Annotated in this window: 17 protein-coding genes; 14 read left to right on the top strand and 3 right to left on the bottom strand. The window is 71.8% G+C overall.

The window, feature by feature from the left end; genetic code table 11:
* Positions 1-26 precede the first annotated feature (26 nt).
* On the top strand, positions 27-695 hold the full coding sequence (locus QSK10_RS00450) for a FadR/GntR family transcriptional regulator (protein ID WP_285660526.1): 669 nt from the start codon (positions 27-29) through the stop codon (positions 693-695).
* Here QSK10_RS00450 and QSK10_RS00445 read toward each other — a convergent pair.
* Both QSK10_RS00445 and QSK10_RS00440 read right to left on the bottom strand, forming a co-directional pair.
* Positions 668-1,873, bottom strand: coding sequence for a sensor histidine kinase (locus QSK10_RS00445; RefSeq protein ID WP_285660525.1), 1,206 nt, complete (start codon positions 1,871-1,873; stop codon positions 668-670). The genes QSK10_RS00450 and QSK10_RS00445 overlap by 28 nt on opposite strands.
* A gap of 32 nt (positions 1,874-1,905) precedes the next feature.
* The gene (locus QSK10_RS00440; protein WP_285660524.1) at positions 1,906-2,391 is read right to left on the bottom strand and encodes a GNAT family N-acetyltransferase; all 486 of its coding nucleotides are present in this window, start codon (positions 2,389-2,391) and stop codon (positions 1,906-1,908) included.
* A gap of 150 nt (positions 2,392-2,541) precedes the next feature.
* Between QSK10_RS00440 and efp the strand changes: the two genes are divergently transcribed.
* Both efp and nusB read left to right on the top strand, forming a co-directional pair.
* Positions 2,542-3,099 carry an elongation factor P gene (efp, locus tag QSK10_RS00435; RefSeq protein WP_285660523.1) on the top strand — a complete coding sequence of 186 codons (558 nt, stop codon included), beginning with the start codon at positions 2,542-2,544 and terminating at the stop codon, positions 3,097-3,099.
* A gap of 1 nt (position 3,100) precedes the next feature.
* The gene (gene nusB / locus QSK10_RS00430; protein ID WP_285660522.1) at positions 3,101-3,547 is read left to right on the top strand and encodes a transcription antitermination factor NusB; all 447 of its coding nucleotides are present in this window, start codon (positions 3,101-3,103) and stop codon (positions 3,545-3,547) included.
* A gap of 128 nt (positions 3,548-3,675) precedes the next feature.
* On the opposite strand, the gene bldD is transcribed toward nusB, so the two are convergent.
* Positions 3,676-4,170 carry a transcriptional regulator BldD gene (bldD, locus tag QSK10_RS00425; protein ID WP_285660521.1) on the bottom strand — a complete coding sequence of 165 codons (495 nt, stop codon included), beginning with the start codon at positions 4,168-4,170 and terminating at the stop codon, positions 3,676-3,678.
* A gap of 199 nt (positions 4,171-4,369) precedes the next feature.
* On the opposite strand from bldD, the gene pyrR reads away from it, so the two are divergent.
* From pyrR to coaBC, 11 genes are all read left to right on the top strand, one after another.
* Positions 4,370-4,936, top strand: a complete 567-nt coding sequence (pyrR, locus tag QSK10_RS00420) for a bifunctional pyr operon transcriptional regulator/uracil phosphoribosyltransferase PyrR (protein WP_285660520.1) — start codon at positions 4,370-4,372, stop codon at positions 4,934-4,936.
* Positions 4,933-5,859, top strand: a complete 927-nt coding sequence (locus QSK10_RS00415; RefSeq protein WP_285660519.1) for an aspartate carbamoyltransferase catalytic subunit — start codon at positions 4,933-4,935, stop codon at positions 5,857-5,859. Before pyrR ends, QSK10_RS00415 begins: the two co-directional genes overlap by 4 nt.
* A 2-nt stretch (positions 5,860-5,861) precedes the next feature.
* Positions 5,862-7,154: a dihydroorotase gene (locus QSK10_RS00410; protein ID WP_285660518.1), complete on the top strand. Its 1,293-nt coding sequence runs from the start codon at positions 5,862-5,864 to the stop codon at positions 7,152-7,154.
* Positions 7,151-8,272, top strand: coding sequence for a glutamine-hydrolyzing carbamoyl-phosphate synthase small subunit (gene carA / locus QSK10_RS00405; protein WP_285660517.1), 1,122 nt, complete (start codon positions 7,151-7,153; stop codon positions 8,270-8,272). The genes QSK10_RS00410 and carA overlap by 4 nt, the downstream gene beginning before the upstream one ends.
* The gene (gene carB, locus QSK10_RS00400; protein WP_285660516.1) at positions 8,272-11,622 is read left to right on the top strand and encodes a carbamoyl-phosphate synthase large subunit; all 3,351 of its coding nucleotides are present in this window, start codon (positions 8,272-8,274) and stop codon (positions 11,620-11,622) included. The genes carA and carB overlap by 1 nt, the downstream gene beginning before the upstream one ends.
* Entirely contained in the window at positions 11,600-12,700 is a 1,101-nt protein-coding gene (locus QSK10_RS00395; RefSeq protein ID WP_285660515.1) for a quinone-dependent dihydroorotate dehydrogenase, read from the top strand. Before carB ends, QSK10_RS00395 begins: the two co-directional genes overlap by 23 nt.
* The gene (gene pyrF, locus QSK10_RS00390; protein ID WP_285660514.1) at positions 12,693-13,616 is read left to right on the top strand and encodes an orotidine-5'-phosphate decarboxylase; all 924 of its coding nucleotides are present in this window, start codon (positions 12,693-12,695) and stop codon (positions 13,614-13,616) included. Before QSK10_RS00395 ends, pyrF begins: the two co-directional genes overlap by 8 nt.
* Before the next feature lie 162 nt (positions 13,617-13,778).
* A complete protein-coding gene (gene mihF, locus QSK10_RS00385) occupies positions 13,779-14,099 on the top strand; it encodes an integration host factor, actinobacterial type (RefSeq protein WP_285660513.1) in 321 nt (106 codons plus the stop codon).
* 44 nt (positions 14,100-14,143) lie between these two features.
* Positions 14,144-14,731, top strand: coding sequence for a guanylate kinase (gmk, locus tag QSK10_RS00380; protein ID WP_285660512.1), 588 nt, complete (start codon positions 14,144-14,146; stop codon positions 14,729-14,731).
* Between the two features lie 227 nt (positions 14,732-14,958).
* Complete coding sequence (gene rpoZ, locus QSK10_RS00375) at positions 14,959-15,228, top strand: DNA-directed RNA polymerase subunit omega (protein WP_285660511.1); 270 nt, start codon at positions 14,959-14,961, stop codon at positions 15,226-15,228.
* Between the two features lie 12 nt (positions 15,229-15,240).
* Complete coding sequence (coaBC, locus tag QSK10_RS00370; RefSeq protein WP_285660510.1) at positions 15,241-16,473, top strand: bifunctional phosphopantothenoylcysteine decarboxylase/phosphopantothenate--cysteine ligase CoaBC; 1,233 nt, start codon at positions 15,241-15,243, stop codon at positions 16,471-16,473.
* Position 16,474: the final 1 nt, after the last annotated feature.

The following is a 16,474-nucleotide window of genomic DNA, read 5'->3' as shown; positions in this document are numbered from 1 at the left end:
AGCTAGGACAAACAGAAGGGGACGCCATGGCCCTGCAAGCCGCGCGACGCTCCGCCCTCGTCGACCAGGTCATCGGCCAGCTGCGCGCCCAGATCGCCGCCGGCGAGTGGGCCGTCGGCGAGCGCATCCCCACCGAACCCGAACTCGTCGCCCTCCTCGGCGTCGGCCGCAACACCGTCCGCGAAGGCGTCCGCGCCCTCGCCCACGCCGGGCTGCTGGAGATCCGCCAGGGCGCCGGGACCTTCGTGCGCGGCTCCAGCGAACTGTCCGGCGCGGTGCGCCGCCGCGTCGCCGACTGCGACGTCCGCGAGGCCCTGGAGGTCCGGCGCGGACTGGAGGTCGAGGCCGTGCGGCAGGCCGCCGTACGCCGCACCGAGGAGGACCTGGCCGCCATCCGCGACGCCCTGGCCCGCCGCGAGGACGCCTGGGCCGCCGGCAACGCCCCCGGCTTCGTCGACGCCGACGTGCGCCTCCACCAGCACATCGTGGCCGCCGCCCACAACAAGCTGCTCCACGAGCTCTACCTCGACCTCGGCGACGCCCTCCGGCAGGCCCTGACCAGCGACATGGGCGACGTGCTGTGCGAGGAGAACTACATCGACCACCGGCCCCTGGTCGAGGCCGTCATCGCCCGCGATCCCGCCGCCGCCGTCCGCGAGGCCCTGAACTACCTCGACGAGCCGTTCACCGACTGACCCGGCAGATAGGCGGGCAGATCCGCCTGGACCAGGAACCCGCCGCCCTTGACCGGGCCCGCCCGCAGCGTCCCGCCGACCAGCTCGGCGCGCTGCCGCAGCCCCAGCAGGCCGCTGCCCGAACCGCTGGCGCCCAGGACGCCCGCCGCGCGCGAACCGGCGGTGTTGCGCACCGACAGCAGCACCCGCTCGCCCTCGTAGACCACCCGCACGGTGGTCTCGGCGCCGTCGGCGTGCTTGCGGACGTTGGTCAGCGCCTCCCGCACGATCCGGTACACCGTGCGACCGATCACCGGCGAGGCCTCCGGGCGCTCGCCCTCCTCGACCACCTCGACGGGGAAGCCGATCCCGGCCGACTCCCCGGCCAGCAGCGACAGCTCGTCCAGGCCGGGCGGCTCGTCGCCGGAGGCGGGCTCTCCCCGCAGCAGCCCCACCAGCTCGCGCATCTCGCCGAGCGCCTCGCGCCCGGCGGTGGTCAGCGCGGCGGCGGCCTCGCGGGTCCGCTCGTCGGTGGTGGAGCGGCGCAGCGCCTCGGCGTGCAGCACCATCAGCACCACCCGGTGGCTGACGACGTCGTGGACCTCCCCGGCCAGCCGCGTGCGCTCCTCGGCGAGGGCGGCCTCGGCCAGCAGGTGCCGCTCGCGCTCGGCGGCCTCGGCGCGTTCGGCGAGGGAGGCGATGAGCCGCCGCTGCGCGCGGCGGCGGGCGGCGATCGAGGCGGGCAGCGCGACGAACAGCAGCGCGCCCATGATCGTGGCCGCGTGGCCCTCCCACGGGCGGGTGAGCAGGACCAGCAGGAACAGGTCGATCGTCCACGCCTGCCACGGCTTCGCCGCGTAGAGGACCACCGAGTAGGCGGCGATGGGGGTGGCGAGGCTGATCCACACGTCGTCGGGTCGGCCGGAGACGTCGAGCAGCCAGCCGGGCGCGAGGTACACCGACACGGTGATCGCGGCGGTGGCCGCGCTGACGATGACGGCGACCGTGACCGGGCGGCCGCGGCGCCACAGCAGCGTCCAGATGACCGCCAGGTGGAACAGGGCCGCCGTCCACGTCGCCGCCGACAGCCAGTCGACGTCGGGGGACAGGGCGGTGAACGCGACCGCGGCGAGGGTGAGCAGCCCGAGGGAGACCAGATCGAAGATCCGGTCCTTCCTGCTCACCCACGTCGGACGCACGTCTGGACGGTACCCGGGCCGCGCACCGGTGGTCAGGGCAGCACCTTTCGCATCGCCACGCGCGGGGCGACGCGAATGGGCGCCTCGGCGGCCCACTGGGCGCGCATGCCGGGCCCCCACTCCCGCTCCGGCCACACCCGCCAGCCGCGGGCGGCGTAGTAGGGCGCGTTGAACGGGACGTCGCGGAACGTGGTGAGCGTTACCGCCGGGGAGCCCGCCTCGCGCGCGTGGGCGCACACCGCGTCCAGCAGCGCGGTGCCGACACCGCGTCGCCCGTGCCCGGCGTGGACGGAGATCTCCTCCAGGTGGGCGCACCCGTCCAGCACGGTCAGCGCGGCGAAGCCCACCGGCGGGCGGCCCGCGGCCAGGACCACCGCCGCGTGGGCGAGGGTGCCGGTGGCGTCGTCGTCGGGCAGCTCTATCCCGGCCCCGGCGAACAGCGTCTGGGCGGAGGCCGCCACGGCGGCCAGCTCACCGAACAGCTCCGGCCCGGCCCGGTGGATCTCGATGCTCGTCACAGCGTGATCCTCGCCCTTACCGCGCGTCCGGCGCATCCCGGTATCGGGAGCGTCGGTACTATTGCCAACCGGCCTGTAGCTTCACAACTGAAACCGTCCCCCCGCGCGGCCGCGCGAGGACGCCAAGAGCAGAAAGAGACAGACGCGAGCATGGCAACCACGAACGACCTCAAGAACGGCCTCGTGCTCAACCTCGACGGCGACCTGTGGACCGTCGTCAAGTTCCAGCACGTCAAGCCCGGCAAGGGCGGGGCGTTCGTGCGGACCACCCTCAAGAACGTGCTGTCCGGCAAGGTCGTCGACAAGACGTTCAACGCGGGCGTGAAGGTCGAGACCGCGACCGTCGACAAGCGGACCTACCAGTTCCTCTACGTCGACGGCGACGACTACATCTTCATGGACACCGACACCTACGACCAGATCCCGGTCGGCAAGGGCACCGTCGGCGAGGGCTCGAAGTACCTGCTCCCCGAGATGGAGGCCGTCGTCGGCGTCCACGAGGGCTCCCCGCTCTACGTCGAGCTGCCCACCTCGGTCATCCTTGAGGTCACCTACACCGAGCCGGGCCTCCAGGGCGACCGCTCCTCGGCCGGCACCAAGCCCGCCACCGTCGAGACCGGCGCCGAGGTGCAGGTCCCGCTGTTCATCACCACCGGCGAGAAGATCAAGGTCGACACCCGTGACGGCTCCTACCTCGGTCGCTCCTAAGTTGACCGGCGACAACGCCAAGTCCCTCGGCGCCTTCCCGGCCCGCCGCAAGGCGCGCAAGCGCGCGGTGGACGTCCTCTACGAGGCCGAGCAGCGCGGACTGCCCTTCGTCGAGGTCCTGGCCACCCGCCAGTCGCTGGCCGACCAGTACGGCGACATGCCCTCGATCCCGGAGTACACCGTGACCCTGGTGGAGGGCATCGCGACCTTCCTCAAGGAGATCGACTTCGAGATCGCCGGGGCCGCCCACGGCTGGACGCTGCAGCGCATGCCGGCCGTCGACCGCAACATCCTGCGCGTGGCCGTCTACGAGCTGCGCCACCAGGTCGACGTGGACGTGCCGGTGATCATCTCCGAGGCCGTCAAGCTCGCCGAGACCCTCTGCTCCGACGATTCGCCCGCCTTCGTCAACGGCGTGCTGAACAACATCGCGAGCGGCGGCGCCTGACCGACCGTAGTCATGAAAGAAGGGGCCCGCACTCGCGGGCCCCTTCTTTTTCATGTCGCCCGTTCGGGGGATATGGCGAAGGCGAGGACCGAAGGTCCCCGCCCCATGTACGTCATTCGCCGTGGCGCTTACGCGTCCCGGTTGAGGAACTCGTGCGGGTCGCTGATGAGGACGCCCAGCTCCGTGAGCCGCTCGACGAGGCCCGAGGGGGTCGTGTCGTAGACGATCGCGAGGGCGGAGAGGTCGTCGGCGCGGATGGAGAGCATCCGGCCGTTGTAGTCGCCGCGCTGCTGCTGGATGGCGCGGGCGTAGCGGGCGATCGGGGCGACCTCGTCGGCCGGGTGCTCGTAGAGCGCCTCAAGGTCGAGGATGATCTTCCCGGCGGGCTCGAACTTCATCGGAGTGCCCTCGGGGAGGAGCTCCGAGACCGGCACCCGGTAGAACGCGGCGAGCTCGGCGAGACGGGCGACGGTGACCGCGCGGTCGCCGCGCTCGTACGAGCCGATCACGACCGCCTTCCACTTGCCGGCCGACTTCTCCTCGACGCCCTGGAGCGAAAGGCCCTGCTGCTGCCGGATCTGACGGAGGCGGTTGCCGAGACTCTTGGCGTACTCAGACGGCATTGACTAGGACTCCAGTCTTTTGTTGTCAGGTTGGGGGAAACCAGTTTTCACTACGGAGAGTGAGGTTAGGCGGGTGGGGTGAGCTGCGTCAAGTGGCCCAGGTCTCGTAATCCGGCCACAACCCGTTGTCACCGCGCTGATAGGGTCGTCGGCGATCACCTTTAACGGACCGTCCAGTGAGGCGGGGAAGGAGGTCGGCATGGTCGAGCGTGCCCATAACACGCCGGGACCATCCCGAGAGCTGCTCTCAGACGCCGATATCGGTCGCGTGGTCGACCGCATCGCGCATCAGATACTCGAAAAGACCCGCGGCGCCCGCGACGTGACGCTGCTGGGCATTCCCACCAGGGGTGTTCCCCTCGCCGTCCGGCTCGCCGAGCGCATCCGCTCCTTCGAGGGCGTCGAAGTTCCGCACGGCGCTCTGGACGTCACCCTCTACCGCGACGACCTGCGGCTGCGCGGCGCGCGCCCGCTGGGCCCGACGTCGGTCCCCGCCGGGGGCATCGACGGCCGCCGGGTCATCCTCGTCGATGACGTTCTGTATTCGGGACGCACCGTGCGGGCCGCGCTGAACGCGCTCTACGACATCGGCCGCCCGCTGCAGGTGCAGCTGGCCGTCCTCGTCGACCGCGGCCACCGCGAGCTGCCCATCCGCGCCGACTACGTCGGCAAGAACATCCCCACCGCGCACAGCGAGAAGGTCTCGGTGCTGCTGCGGGAGACCGACGAGCGCGACGCGGTCGTCCTGCACGGAGGTGACCTGTGATCCGCCACCTGCTCTCCGCGGCCGACCTGGACCGCGACACCGCGACGCTGCTGCTCGACACCGCCCGCCAGTTGGGGCAGGCCCTCACCGGCCGCGAGGTGAAGAAGCTGCCGACCCTGCGCGGCCGGACCGTGGTGAACCTCTTCTACGAGGACTCCACCCGCACCCGCGTCTCCTTCGAGACCGCCGCCAAGCGCCTGTCGGCCGACGTGGTCAACTTCTCCGCGAAGGGCTCCAGCGTGTCCAAGGGCGAGAGCCTGAAGGACACCGCCTGGACCCTCCAGGCGATGGGCGCCGACGCCGTCGTCATCCGCCACCCCGCCTCCGGCGCCTCGCACCGGCTCGCCGGGTGGGTCGACGGGAGCGTCCTGAACGCCGGCGACGGCACCCACGAGCACCCCACGCAGGCGCTGCTGGACGCCTACACGATGCGCGAGCGGATGGGCCGCCTCGACGGCCTGCGCGTCACCATCGTCGGCGACGTCCTGCACAGCCGCGTGGCCCGCTCCAACGTCCTGCTGCTGCGCACGCTGGGCGCCGACGTCACCCTCGTGGCGCCGCCGACGCTGCTGCCTGTCGGCGTGGAGACCTGGCCCGCCCGGATCTCCTACGATTTCGACGCGATTCTGCCCAAAACCGACGTCGTCATGATGCTGCGGGTGCAGCGTGAACGCATGACCGACTCCTTCTTCCCGTCGGTGCGCGAGTACTCGCGGCGTTACGGCCTGGACCTGCGCCGTGCGGCGCTGCTGCCCGACGACGCGCTGGTCATGCACCCGGGCCCGATGGTCCGGGGCATGGAGATCGCGCCCGAGGTCGCCGACTCGGCGCGCTCGGCGATCGTCGAGCAGGTCGCCAATGGAGTACTGGTTCGGATGGCGGCGCTGTACCTGCTGCTGTCGGGTGAGAAGGGCGCGGAGTGAACGTGAATTCCTGGCTGATCCAGAACGCCTCGATCGTCGGCCGCGAGACCGCCGACATCGCCATCGAGAACGGCGTCGTCACCGAGGTCGGCACCGGCCTCACCGCCCCCGAGGGCGCGCGGGTCCTGGACGCCACGGGCCTCATCGCCCTGCCCGGCCTGGTCGACCTGCACACCCACCTGCGCGAACCGGGCCGCGAGGACGCCGAGACGGTGGAGTCCGGCAGCCGCGCCGCCGCCCTCGGCGGCTACACCGCCGTGTGCGCCATGGCCAACACCTCGCCGGTCGCCGACACCGCCGGTGTCGTGGAGCAGGTGTGGCGGCTGGGCCGCGACGCCGGGCTCGTCGACGTGCAGCCCATCGGCGCCGTCACCGTCGGCCTCAAGGGCGAGCACATGGCCGAGCTGGGCGCGATGGCGGATTCGGCGGCGAACGTGCGGATCTTCTCCGACGACGGCTTCTGCGTGGCCGACCCGAAGATGATGCGCCGGGCCCTGGAGTACGTGAAGGCCTTCGACGGCGTCATCGCCCAGCACGCCGAGGAGCCCGCGCTCACCGCGGGCGCCCAGATGCACGAGGGCGAGTTCTCCTCGCAGCTGGGCCTGGCGGGCTGGCCGGCGGTGGCCGAGGAGGCCATCATCGCCCGCGACTGCCTGCTCACCGGGCACGTCGGCTCGCGCCTGCACGTCTGCCACGTCTCCACCGCCGGTTCGGTGGAGATCCTGCGGTGGGCCAAGAGCAAGGGCTGGCGGGTCACCGCCGAGGTCTGCCCGCACCACCTGCTGCTCACCGACGAGCGCGCCACCACCTACGACCCGGTCAACAAGGTGAACCCGCCCCTGCGGACCGACACCGACATCGAGGCCCTGCGCGCCGGCCTGGCCGAGGGCGTCATCGACGTCGTCGCCACCGACCACGCCCCCCACAGCAGCGAGGACAAGGACTGCGAGTGGGCCGCGGCCCGCCCCGGGATGCTCGGGTTGCAGACCGCCCTCTCGATCGTCGTGAAGACGATGGTCGAGCCGGGCCTGCTGGACTGGGACGGCGTCGCCGAGCGCATGTCGCGCCGCCCCGCCCGCATCGCCGGGCTCGACGGGCACGGGCTCGACCCGGCCCCGGGCGTCCCCGCCAACCTCACCCTGATCGACCCCGCGGCGTCCTGGACGGTCGTCCCGAACGAGCTGGCCAGCCTCAGCCGCAACACCCCGTACGCCCAGATGACGTTCCCCGCGACGGTGCGGGCGACCTTCCTCCGCGGCGAAGCCACCGTCCTGGAAGGGAAGGCGCAGAAATGACCAAGCGAGCCCCGGCGATCCTCGTGCTGGAGGACGGCCGCGTCTTCCACGGCGAGGCCTACGGCGCCGTGGGGGAGACCCTCGGCGAGGCGGTGTTCTCCACCGGCATGACCGGCTACCAGGAGACCCTCACCGACCCCTCCTACCACCGCCAGATCGTGGCCATGACGTCCCCGCACATCGGCAACACCGGCGTCAACGACGAGGACGACGAGTCGGCCCGCGTCTGGGTCGCCGGATTTGTCGTGCGCCAGCCCTCGCGCATCGCCTCCAACTGGCGGGCGAAGCGGTCCCTTGAGGACGAACTGGCCACCCAGGGCGTGGTCGGCATCTGCGGCGTGGACACCCGCGCCCTCACCCGCCACCTGCGCGAGCGCGGCTCCATGCGCGCCGGGATCTCCAGTGTGGACACCAACCCGCAGCGGCTGCTGGCGAAGGTCCTGGCCTCCCCGCCGATGGCGGGCGCCAACCTCATCGCCGACGTCACCACCCGCGAGCCCTACACCGTCGCGGCCGCCTCCGGCGACCCGGTGCTGACCGTGGCCGCCATCGACTACGGCATCAAGCGGAACACCCCGCGCCGGATGGCCGAGCGCGGCATCGAGACCCGCGTCCTGCCCGCCTCCTCCACCGTCGACGAGGTCCTGGCCCAGAAGCCCGACGCGGTGTTCCTGTCCAACGGCCCCGGCGACCCCGCCACCGCCGACCTGAGCCTCATCAAGGGCCTCCTGGAGTCGGGCACCCCGATCTTCGGGATCTGCTTCGGCAACCAGCTCCTGGGCCGCGCCCTGGGCCTGGACACCTTCAAGCTGCGCTACGGGCACCGCGGCATCAACCAGCCGGTCCTGGACAAGGCCACCGGCAAGGTCGAGGTCACCGCCCACAACCACGGCTTCGCCGTCAAGGCCCCCGCCGCCCCGAGCGTCGAGACGCCCTACGGCACCGCCGAGGTGAGCCACGTCTGCCTCAACGACGACGTCGTCGAAGGGCTGCGCCTGACCCGCGACGGGAAGACGATCGCCTTCTCCGTCCAGTACCACCCGGAAGCGGCGGCCGGTCCGCACGACGCGGACTACCTGTTCGACCGGCTCGTCACCCTGGCCGAAGGAGCCCGCTGATGCCAAAGCGCACCGACATCAAGCACGTACTCGTCATCGGGTCCGGCCCGATCGTCATCGGGCAGGCCGCCGAGTTCGACTACTCCGGCACCCAGGCCTGCCGCGTGCTGCGCGAGGAGGGCCTGCGGGTCAGCCTCGTCAACTCCAACCCGGCCACGATCATGACCGACCCGGAGCTGGCCGACGCCACCTACGTCGAGCCGATCACCCCCGACTTCGTCGAGCAGGTCATCGCCAAGGAACGCCCCGACGCGATCCTGGCCACCCTCGGCGGGCAGACCGCCCTCAACACCGCCGTCGCCCTCCACGAGTCGGGCGTCCTGGCCAAGTACAACGTGGAGCTCATCGGCGCCGACATCGACGCCATCCGCCGCGGCGAGGACCGGCAGGAGTTCAAGGAGGTCGTCCGCCGCGCCGGGGGCGAGGTCCCGCGCAGCGCGGTGTGCCACTCCATGGACGAGGTCCGCGCCACCGTCGCCGAGCTCGGCCTGCCCGTCGTCATCCGCCCCAGCTTCACCATGGGCGGCCTCGGCTCCGGCATGGCCCACACCGACGCCGACCTGGAGCGCATCGCCGGGACCGGCCTCGCCGAGAGCCCCGTCACCGAGGTCCTCATCGAGGAGAGCGTGCTGGGCTGGAAGGAGTACGAGCTGGAGCTCATGCGCGACCGCAACGACAACGTCGTGGTCGTCTGCTCCATCGAGAACATCGACGCCATGGGCGTCCACACCGGCGACTCGGTCACCGTGGCGCCCTCGATGACCCTCACCGACCGCGAGTACCAGGTCATGCGCGACCTCGGCATCGCCGTCCTGCGCGAGGTCGGCGTCGACACCGGCGGCTGCAACATCCAGTTCGCCATCGACCCCGCCGACGGCCGCATCGTCGTCATCGAGATGAACCCGCGCGTGTCGCGGTCCTCGGCGCTGGCCTCCAAGGCCACCGGCTTCCCGATCGCCAAGATCGCCGCGAAGCTGGCCATCGGCTACACCCTCGACGAGATCCCCAACGACATCACCCGCGCCACCCCGGCCGCCTTCGAGCCGACCCTCGACTACATCGTGGTCAAGGTCCCGCGCTTCGCCTTCGAGAAGTTCCCCGGCGCCGACCCGCTGCTGACCACCACCATGAAGTCCGTCGGCGAGGCCATGGCCCTCGGCCGCACCTTCGGCGAGGCCCTCCAGAAGGCCATGCGCTCCGCCGAGACCGGCACCCCCGGCTTCTGGACCAAACCCGACCCCGACGGCGCCACCCGCGACAACACCGTCGCCGCCCTGCGCGTCCCGCACGACGGGCGGCTCTACACCGCCGAGCGCGCGCTGCGCCTGGGTGCGAGCGTCGCCGAGGTCTGCGAGGCCTCCGGCATCGACCCGTGGTTCATCGAGGAGATCGCCGCGCTGCTGGAACTGCGCGACGAGATCGCCTCCGCGGCCGTCCTGGACGAGGCCCTCCTGCGCCGCGCCAAGCGCGCCGGGTTCTCCGACACCCAGCTGGCCGCCCTGCGCCCGGAGTTCGCCGGCGAGGACGGCGTCCGCCGCCTGCGCCACCGCCTCGGCCTGCGCCCGGTCTACAAGACCGTCGACACCTGCGCCGCCGAGTTCGCCGCCAGCACCCCCTACCACTACTCCGCCTACGAGGACGAGTCCGAAGTCGCCCCCAGCGACCGCCCCAAGGTCCTCATCCTCGGCTCCGGGCCCAACCGCATCGGCCAGGGCATCGAGTTCGACTACTCCTGCGTCCACGCGGTCATGGCGCTGCGCGAAGCCGGGTACGAGACCGTCATGGTCAACTGCAACCCCGAGACGGTCTCCACCGACTACGACACCGCCGACCGCCTCTACTTCGAGCCCCTCACCTTCGAGGACGTCCTCGAAGTCGTGCACGCCGAACAGGAGAGCGGCGAGGCCGGCGGCGGACCCGGCGTCATCGGCGTCGTCGTCCAGCTCGGCGGCCAGACGCCCCTCGGCCTCGCCCAGCGCCTCAAGGACGCCGGGGTCCCCGTGGTCGGCACCAGCCCCGAGTCGATCCACCTCGCCGAGGACCGCGGCGCCTTCGGCCGCCTCCTCACCGACAACGGCCTGCCCGCCCCCAAGTACGGCACCGCCACGTCCTACCCCGAGGCCAAGGCCATCGCCGACGAGATCGGCTACCCCGTCCTCGTCCGCCCCTCCTACGTCCTCGGCGGCCGGGGCATGGAGATCGTCTACGACGACGACGCCCTCAAGGCCTACATCAACCGCGCCACCAGCATCTCCCCGGAGCACCCGGTCCTCGTCGACCGGTTCCTGGACGACGCCGTCGAAATCGACGTCGACGCCCTCTGCGACGGCGAGAACGTCTTCCTCGGCGGCGTCATGGAGCACATCGAGGAGGCCGGCATCCACTCCGGCGACTCCTCCTGCGCGCTCCCGCCGATCACCCTCGGCGCCTCCGTCCTGGCCGCCATCCGCACCCACACCGAGGCGCTCGCCCACGGCATCGGCGTGCGCGGCCTGCTGAACGTGCAGTACGCCCTCAAGGACGACACCCTGTACGTCCTGGAGGCCAACCCGCGCGCCAGCCGCACCGTCCCGTTCGTCTCCAAGGCCACCGGCGTCCAGGTCGCCAAGGCCGCCGCGCGCATCATGCTCGGCGCCACGATCCCCGAACTGCGCGAGGAGGGCCTCCTGCCCCCGCACGGCGACGGCGGCGACATGCCCCCGCGCGCGCCGATCTCGGTCAAGGAGGCGGTCCTGCCCTTCAAGCGGTTCCGCACCATCGACGGCAAGGGCGTCGACGCGCTCCTCGGGCCGGAGATGAAGTCCACCGGCGAGGTCATGGGCATCGACACCGCCTTCGGGCACGCCTTCGCCAAGGCGCAGGCCGCCACCTACGGCAACGTGCCCACCGGCGGCAGCGTCTTCGTCTCGGTCGCCGACCGCGACAAGCGCGCGGTGGTCTTCCCCGTCAAACGCCTCGTCGACCTCGGCTTCACCGTCTACGCCACCACCGGCACCGGTGAGGTCCTCCGCCGCCACGGCATCGACTTCAACCTCGTCCGCCGGCACTCCGACAAGAGCAACACCGAGCTGCCCGACGCCGTGGAGCTCATCACCTCCGGGCAGCTGTCCATGGTGATCAGCACGCCCACCAACTCCGCCGGGCCCCGCACCGACGGCTACGAGATCCGCTCCGCCGCCGTCACCTCCGACATCCCCTGCGTCACCACGATCCAGGGCGCCTCGGCGGCCGTCATGGGCATCGAGGCCGTCATCCGCGGCGACCTCGCCGTCCGCCCGCTCCAGGACCTGCACGCGGCCCTGCGTGCCGACCGCGAGGAGGCCGCGCGTGCTCTACGAACGGCTGGTTAGGCCGCTGCTGTTCAAGTTCGGCGGCGCCGACCCCGAGGACGCCCACGAGCGCACCATGCGCGCCCTCGGGATCGTCTCCCGCAGCCCCCGGCTGCGGGAGGCCGTCCTCGGCTTCAACGCCCGCGCCTGCCCCACCACCGTCTTCGGCGTGAAGTTCCCCAACCCCGTCGGCCTGGCCGCCGGGATGGACAAGGACGGCCGGGCCCTGGCGGCCTGGCCCGCCCTCGGCTTCGGCTTCGTCGAGGTCGGCACCGTCACCTGGCGGCCCCAGCCGGGCAACCCCCGGCCCCGCCTCTACCGCCTCCCCGAGAGCCGCGCCCTCATCAACCGCATGGGCTTCAACAACCGCGGCGCGGTGGCCCTGGCGGCGCGGCTCGCCGACGGCGCGCGGCCGGGCGTCCCGCTCGGCATCAGCCTCGGCAAGTCGAAGGTGACGCCGCTGGAGGAGGCCGTGGGCGACTACCTGGCCTCCCTGCGGGTCCTCTACGAGTTCGGTGACTACTTCGCGGTCAACGTCTCCAGCCCCAACACCCCCGGCCTGCGCGGCCTCCAGGACGCCGGGCAGCTGCGGACCCTCCTGGGCGCCCTGCGCGAGGAGACCGAGCGCCTGGCGGCCACCACACCGGGCGGGAACGGCCGTCCCAAGCCGGTCCTGGTCAAGATCGCCCCCGACCTCGACGACAAGGCCGTCGCCGACGTCATCGAGGTCTGCGGCGAGACCGGCGTGGCCGGGCTCATCGCCACCAACACCACCCTGTCGCGCGACGGGGTCGCCGAGAGCGACCGGCCGCGCTCGGTGGAACCGGGCGGGCTCTCCGGGCGTCCACTCGGTGCCAGGGCCCGCCAGGTGGTGGCCTTCGCCCACCGCGAGAGCGGCGGGCGGCTGCCCATCATCGGCGTCGGCGGCATCGACACCCCCGACGACGCCGCCCGCATGTTCGACGCGGGCGCGAGCCTGGTGCAGCTCTACACCGGCTTTATCTACAGTGGACCATCCCTTCCCCGCCGGATCGCGCTGGCCGCGCGCGGCGCCGCCAGCCGACCCGGCACACCCACAGGAGACGATCACCGTGCCTGACGAGAAGACCTTCGGCGCGAAGGCCCACAAGGCCCTGGCCAAGCGCGGGCCCCTCTGCGTGGGCGTCGACCCCCACGCGGGCCTGCTGCGCCACTGGGGCCTCAACGACGACGTCGCGGGCCTGGAGCGCTTCTCCCGGACCATGGTCGAGGCCGTGGCCGGGACCGCGGCCTTCGTGAAGCCGCAGTCGGCCTTCTTCGAGCGCTTCGGCTCCAAGGGCATCGCGGTGCTGGAGAAGGTCATCGCCGACACGCGCGCGGCCGGCGCGCTGCTGCTGCTGGACGCCAAGCGCGGCGACATCGGCTCCACCATGGCCGCCTACGCCGACGCCTACCTCGACCCGGCCAGCCCGCTGTCGGTGGACGCCGTCACCGCCAGCCCGTACCTCGGCTTCGGCTCGCTCACGCCCCTGTTCGATCTGGCGCAGGCGCACAACCGCGGCGTGTTCGTTCTCGTGCTGACCTCCAACCCCGAGGGCGCCTCGGTGCAGCGGGCGAAGCTCAAGGACGGCCGCACCGTGGCTCAGTCCCTTGTGGACGATATCGCGGCGCTGAACGACGACGCCGAGCCCCTGGGCTCGATCGGAGCCGTCATCGGGGCCACCATCAAGGGCGCGCCGGCCGAGACCACGGGCTCCTTCGCGGCTGTGCGAGAGCACACACACGGCATCACACACGCGTCGCCGCAGAGTGACTCCGCTCACGATTTGGTGAAATTGAATGGCCCGATCCTGGTGCCCGGCATGGGAGCGCAGGGTGGAAGGCCGGGTGACCTCAAGCGTGTCCTCGGTCGCGCCGCGGCGGCGGCAATTCCATCCTATTCCCGCGAAATCGCCCGGCAGGGACCGAGTCCGGCGGCCATCAAGGAGGCCGTCGCCCGCACGCTGGAGGAATGCCGGACGGCCCTCCGCCGGTGAAACCAGGCCGTTCACCGGTCACCGATGGGGCACCCCGGATTGCGGGAACCCCCTTGTGCCCGCTAGGTTTCCCCGCGCTGGGTAAACAACCTGCCCGGTCCGGGGCTCGCGGGGGCTCGCCCCCCACCCGCTCCGGATGTCTAGTCAACCCAAGGAGACCTCGTGCCGCTCCCGTCGCTTAGCCCCGAGCAGCGCGCAGCCGCGCTGGAGAAGGCCGCCGCCGCCCGCAAGGCTCGTGCGGAGCTGAAGGAACAGCTCAAGCAGGGCACCACGACCCTGTCCGAAGTTTTCGGCAAGATCGAGGACGACATCGTCGGCAAGATGAAGGTGTCCGCCGTCCTTGAGGCGCTCCCCGGTATCGGCAAGGTCCGGGCCGCGCAGCTGATGGAGAAGCTCAAGATCGCCGAGTCCCGCCGCCTCCGCGGCCTGGGCGAGCACCAGCGCCGTGCGCTTCTTGCCGAGTTCGGTCAAGCCGAAGCTTAGGCATCCGGTAGAAACGATCCGTGAGCTTTGACGAACACCGCCCGATGGCGGCACGCCTGACGGTCCTGTCGGGACCGTCAGGCGTCGGCAAGGGCAGCGTGAAAGCCCTTATCCGGGAGCGGTATCCGTGGGTGTGGCATTCCGTGAGCGCCACAACCCGGAAACCGCGTCCCGGAGAGGTCGACGGCGTCCATTACCACTTCTACGAGCGGTCCCGCTTCGAGGAAGGCATCGCCTCCGGCGAGTTCCTCGAATGGGCCAACTACGCCGGCAACCTGTACGGCACCCCGCGCGGGCCGGTGGACCGGCAACTCGCGTCCGGGCTTCCCGTGGTGCTGGAGGTCGACCTCCAGGGCGCGCGGCAGATCCGGATCTCGATGCCGGAGGCCCAGCTGGTCTTCCTCGCCCCGCCGAGCTGGGACGAGCTGGTGCGCCGGCTCACCGGCCGGGGCACCGAGGACCAGGAGACGATCGCCCGCCGGCTCAAGGCGGCCGAGGAGGAGCTGGCCGCCGAGGCCGAGTTCGACCGGACGATCGTGAACGTATCGGTCGAGCAGGCCACGGCCGAGTTGGTAAGCTTGCTCGGTTCGCCGACCAGGGCTCCCGTGACCAACGGGAACCACGTCGGCTGAGAGCCGCCCCGCCGGCCCGCGAGGGTCCCGGCGAGGACGGCCGCTCACCGGCGGCGGTTCGACGCGACGACGCTTCGAAGGCGGCATCGCCCTCCCACTGGGTACGCTCGTGGACGGCGGTGTCGTTTTCGCGCCGTCGGCCGCGTTCGCTCGTCGGCTGTTTTACCCACACTGCTCTGCGCCCGCCGTCACGGCGGCGCCGCAGCGAGACCCGAGGCTGATCACACGTGTCTGGAACTGTTGCGAACCCCATCGGCATCACCAACCCGCCGATCGACGACCTGCTGGAGAAGACCCCGTCGAAGTACCAGCTGGTGATCTTCGCCGCCAAGCGCGCCCGGCAGATCAACGCCTACTACAGCCAGCTCGGCGAGGGCCTGCTGGAGTACGTCGGCCCGCTGGTCGAGACCACCCCGCAGGAGAAGGCCCTCTCGATCGCGCTGCGCGAGATCGACCAGGACCTGCTCATCACCGAGCGCACCGACGGCGCCGAATAACGGCGCTCCCGAGTGTCGTCGCCGGGCGCGGGGAGCGCGCCGCTGAATGTCGTCCTCGGCGTGGGCGGCGGCATCGCCGCCTACAAGGCCTGTGAGCTGCTGAGGCTGTTCACCGAGTCGGGGCACCGCGTGCGCGTGGTGCCCACGGCGGCGGCCCTCAAGTTCGTCGGGGCCCCCACCTGGGAGGCCCTGTCCGGGCAGCCGGTGTCCACCGAGGTGTGGGAGCACGTGCACGAGGTCCCGCACGTGCGCATCGGCAAGTCCGCCGACCTCGTCGTCATCGCCCCCGCCACCGCCAACGTGCTGGCGAAGGCGGCCGCGGGCATCGCCGACGACCTGCTCACCAACACGCTGCTCACCGCGCGCTGCCCGGTGGTCTTCGCCCCGGCGATGCACACCGAGATGTGGCAGCACCCGGCGACCGTGGACAACGTCGCCACACTGCGCCGCCGCGGCGCCATCGTGCTCGACCCGGCCGTGGGCCGCCTCACCGGCGCCGACACCGGCCCGGGCCGCCTGCCCGACCCCTCGGCGATCTTCGCCGCCGCCACGCGCGTCCTGCGCCGCGGCCCCGGAGCCGCCGACCTGACCGGCGTCCGCGTCCTGGTGACCGCCGGGGGTACCCGCGAGGCCATCGACCCGGTGCGCTTCATCGGCAACCGCTCCTCCGGCAAGCAGGGCTACGCCATCGCCCGCGCGGCCGTGGCGCGCGGCGCGTCGGTGACGCTCGTCGCGGCCAACACCGCGCTGCCGGACCCCGCCGGGGTGACCCTGGAGCGGGTGGAGTCGACCGCGCAGCTGCGCGAGGCCGTCCTGCGGCACGCCGCCGGAGCCGACATCGTCGTCATGGCCGCCGCCCCGGCCGACTTCCGCCCGGCCGCCTACGCCGACCAGAAGATCAAGAAGGCCGCGGGCGAGCCCGTCCCGGTCATCACCCTGGCCGAGAACCCCGACATCGCCGCCGAACTGGGCGCGGCCAAGCGTCCCGGGCAGATCCTGGTGACCTTCGCCGCCGAGACCGCCACCGGAGCGACCGCGCTGGAGTACGCGCGTGGGAAGATGACGCGCAAGCGCGCCGACCTGAGCGTCCTCAACGAAGTGGGCGGGGGCCGCGGCTTCGGGACCGATGACAACACCGTCACGATCCTCGACGCGGCCGGCGGAGTCCGGAACCTGGAGCGCGCGGCCAAAGAGGACGTCGCCGACGCCCTCCTCGACGCGGCCCGCGGGCTGACCGTCCACTGAG

This window comes from Actinorhabdospora filicis (assembly GCF_030269765.1).
Classification (GTDB): Bacteria; Actinomycetota; Actinomycetes; order Mycobacteriales; family Micromonosporaceae; genus Actinorhabdospora; species Actinorhabdospora filicis.
The sequence above is the reverse complement of the archived record's forward strand: the minus strand, read 5'-3'. Positions and strand labels throughout refer to the sequence as shown.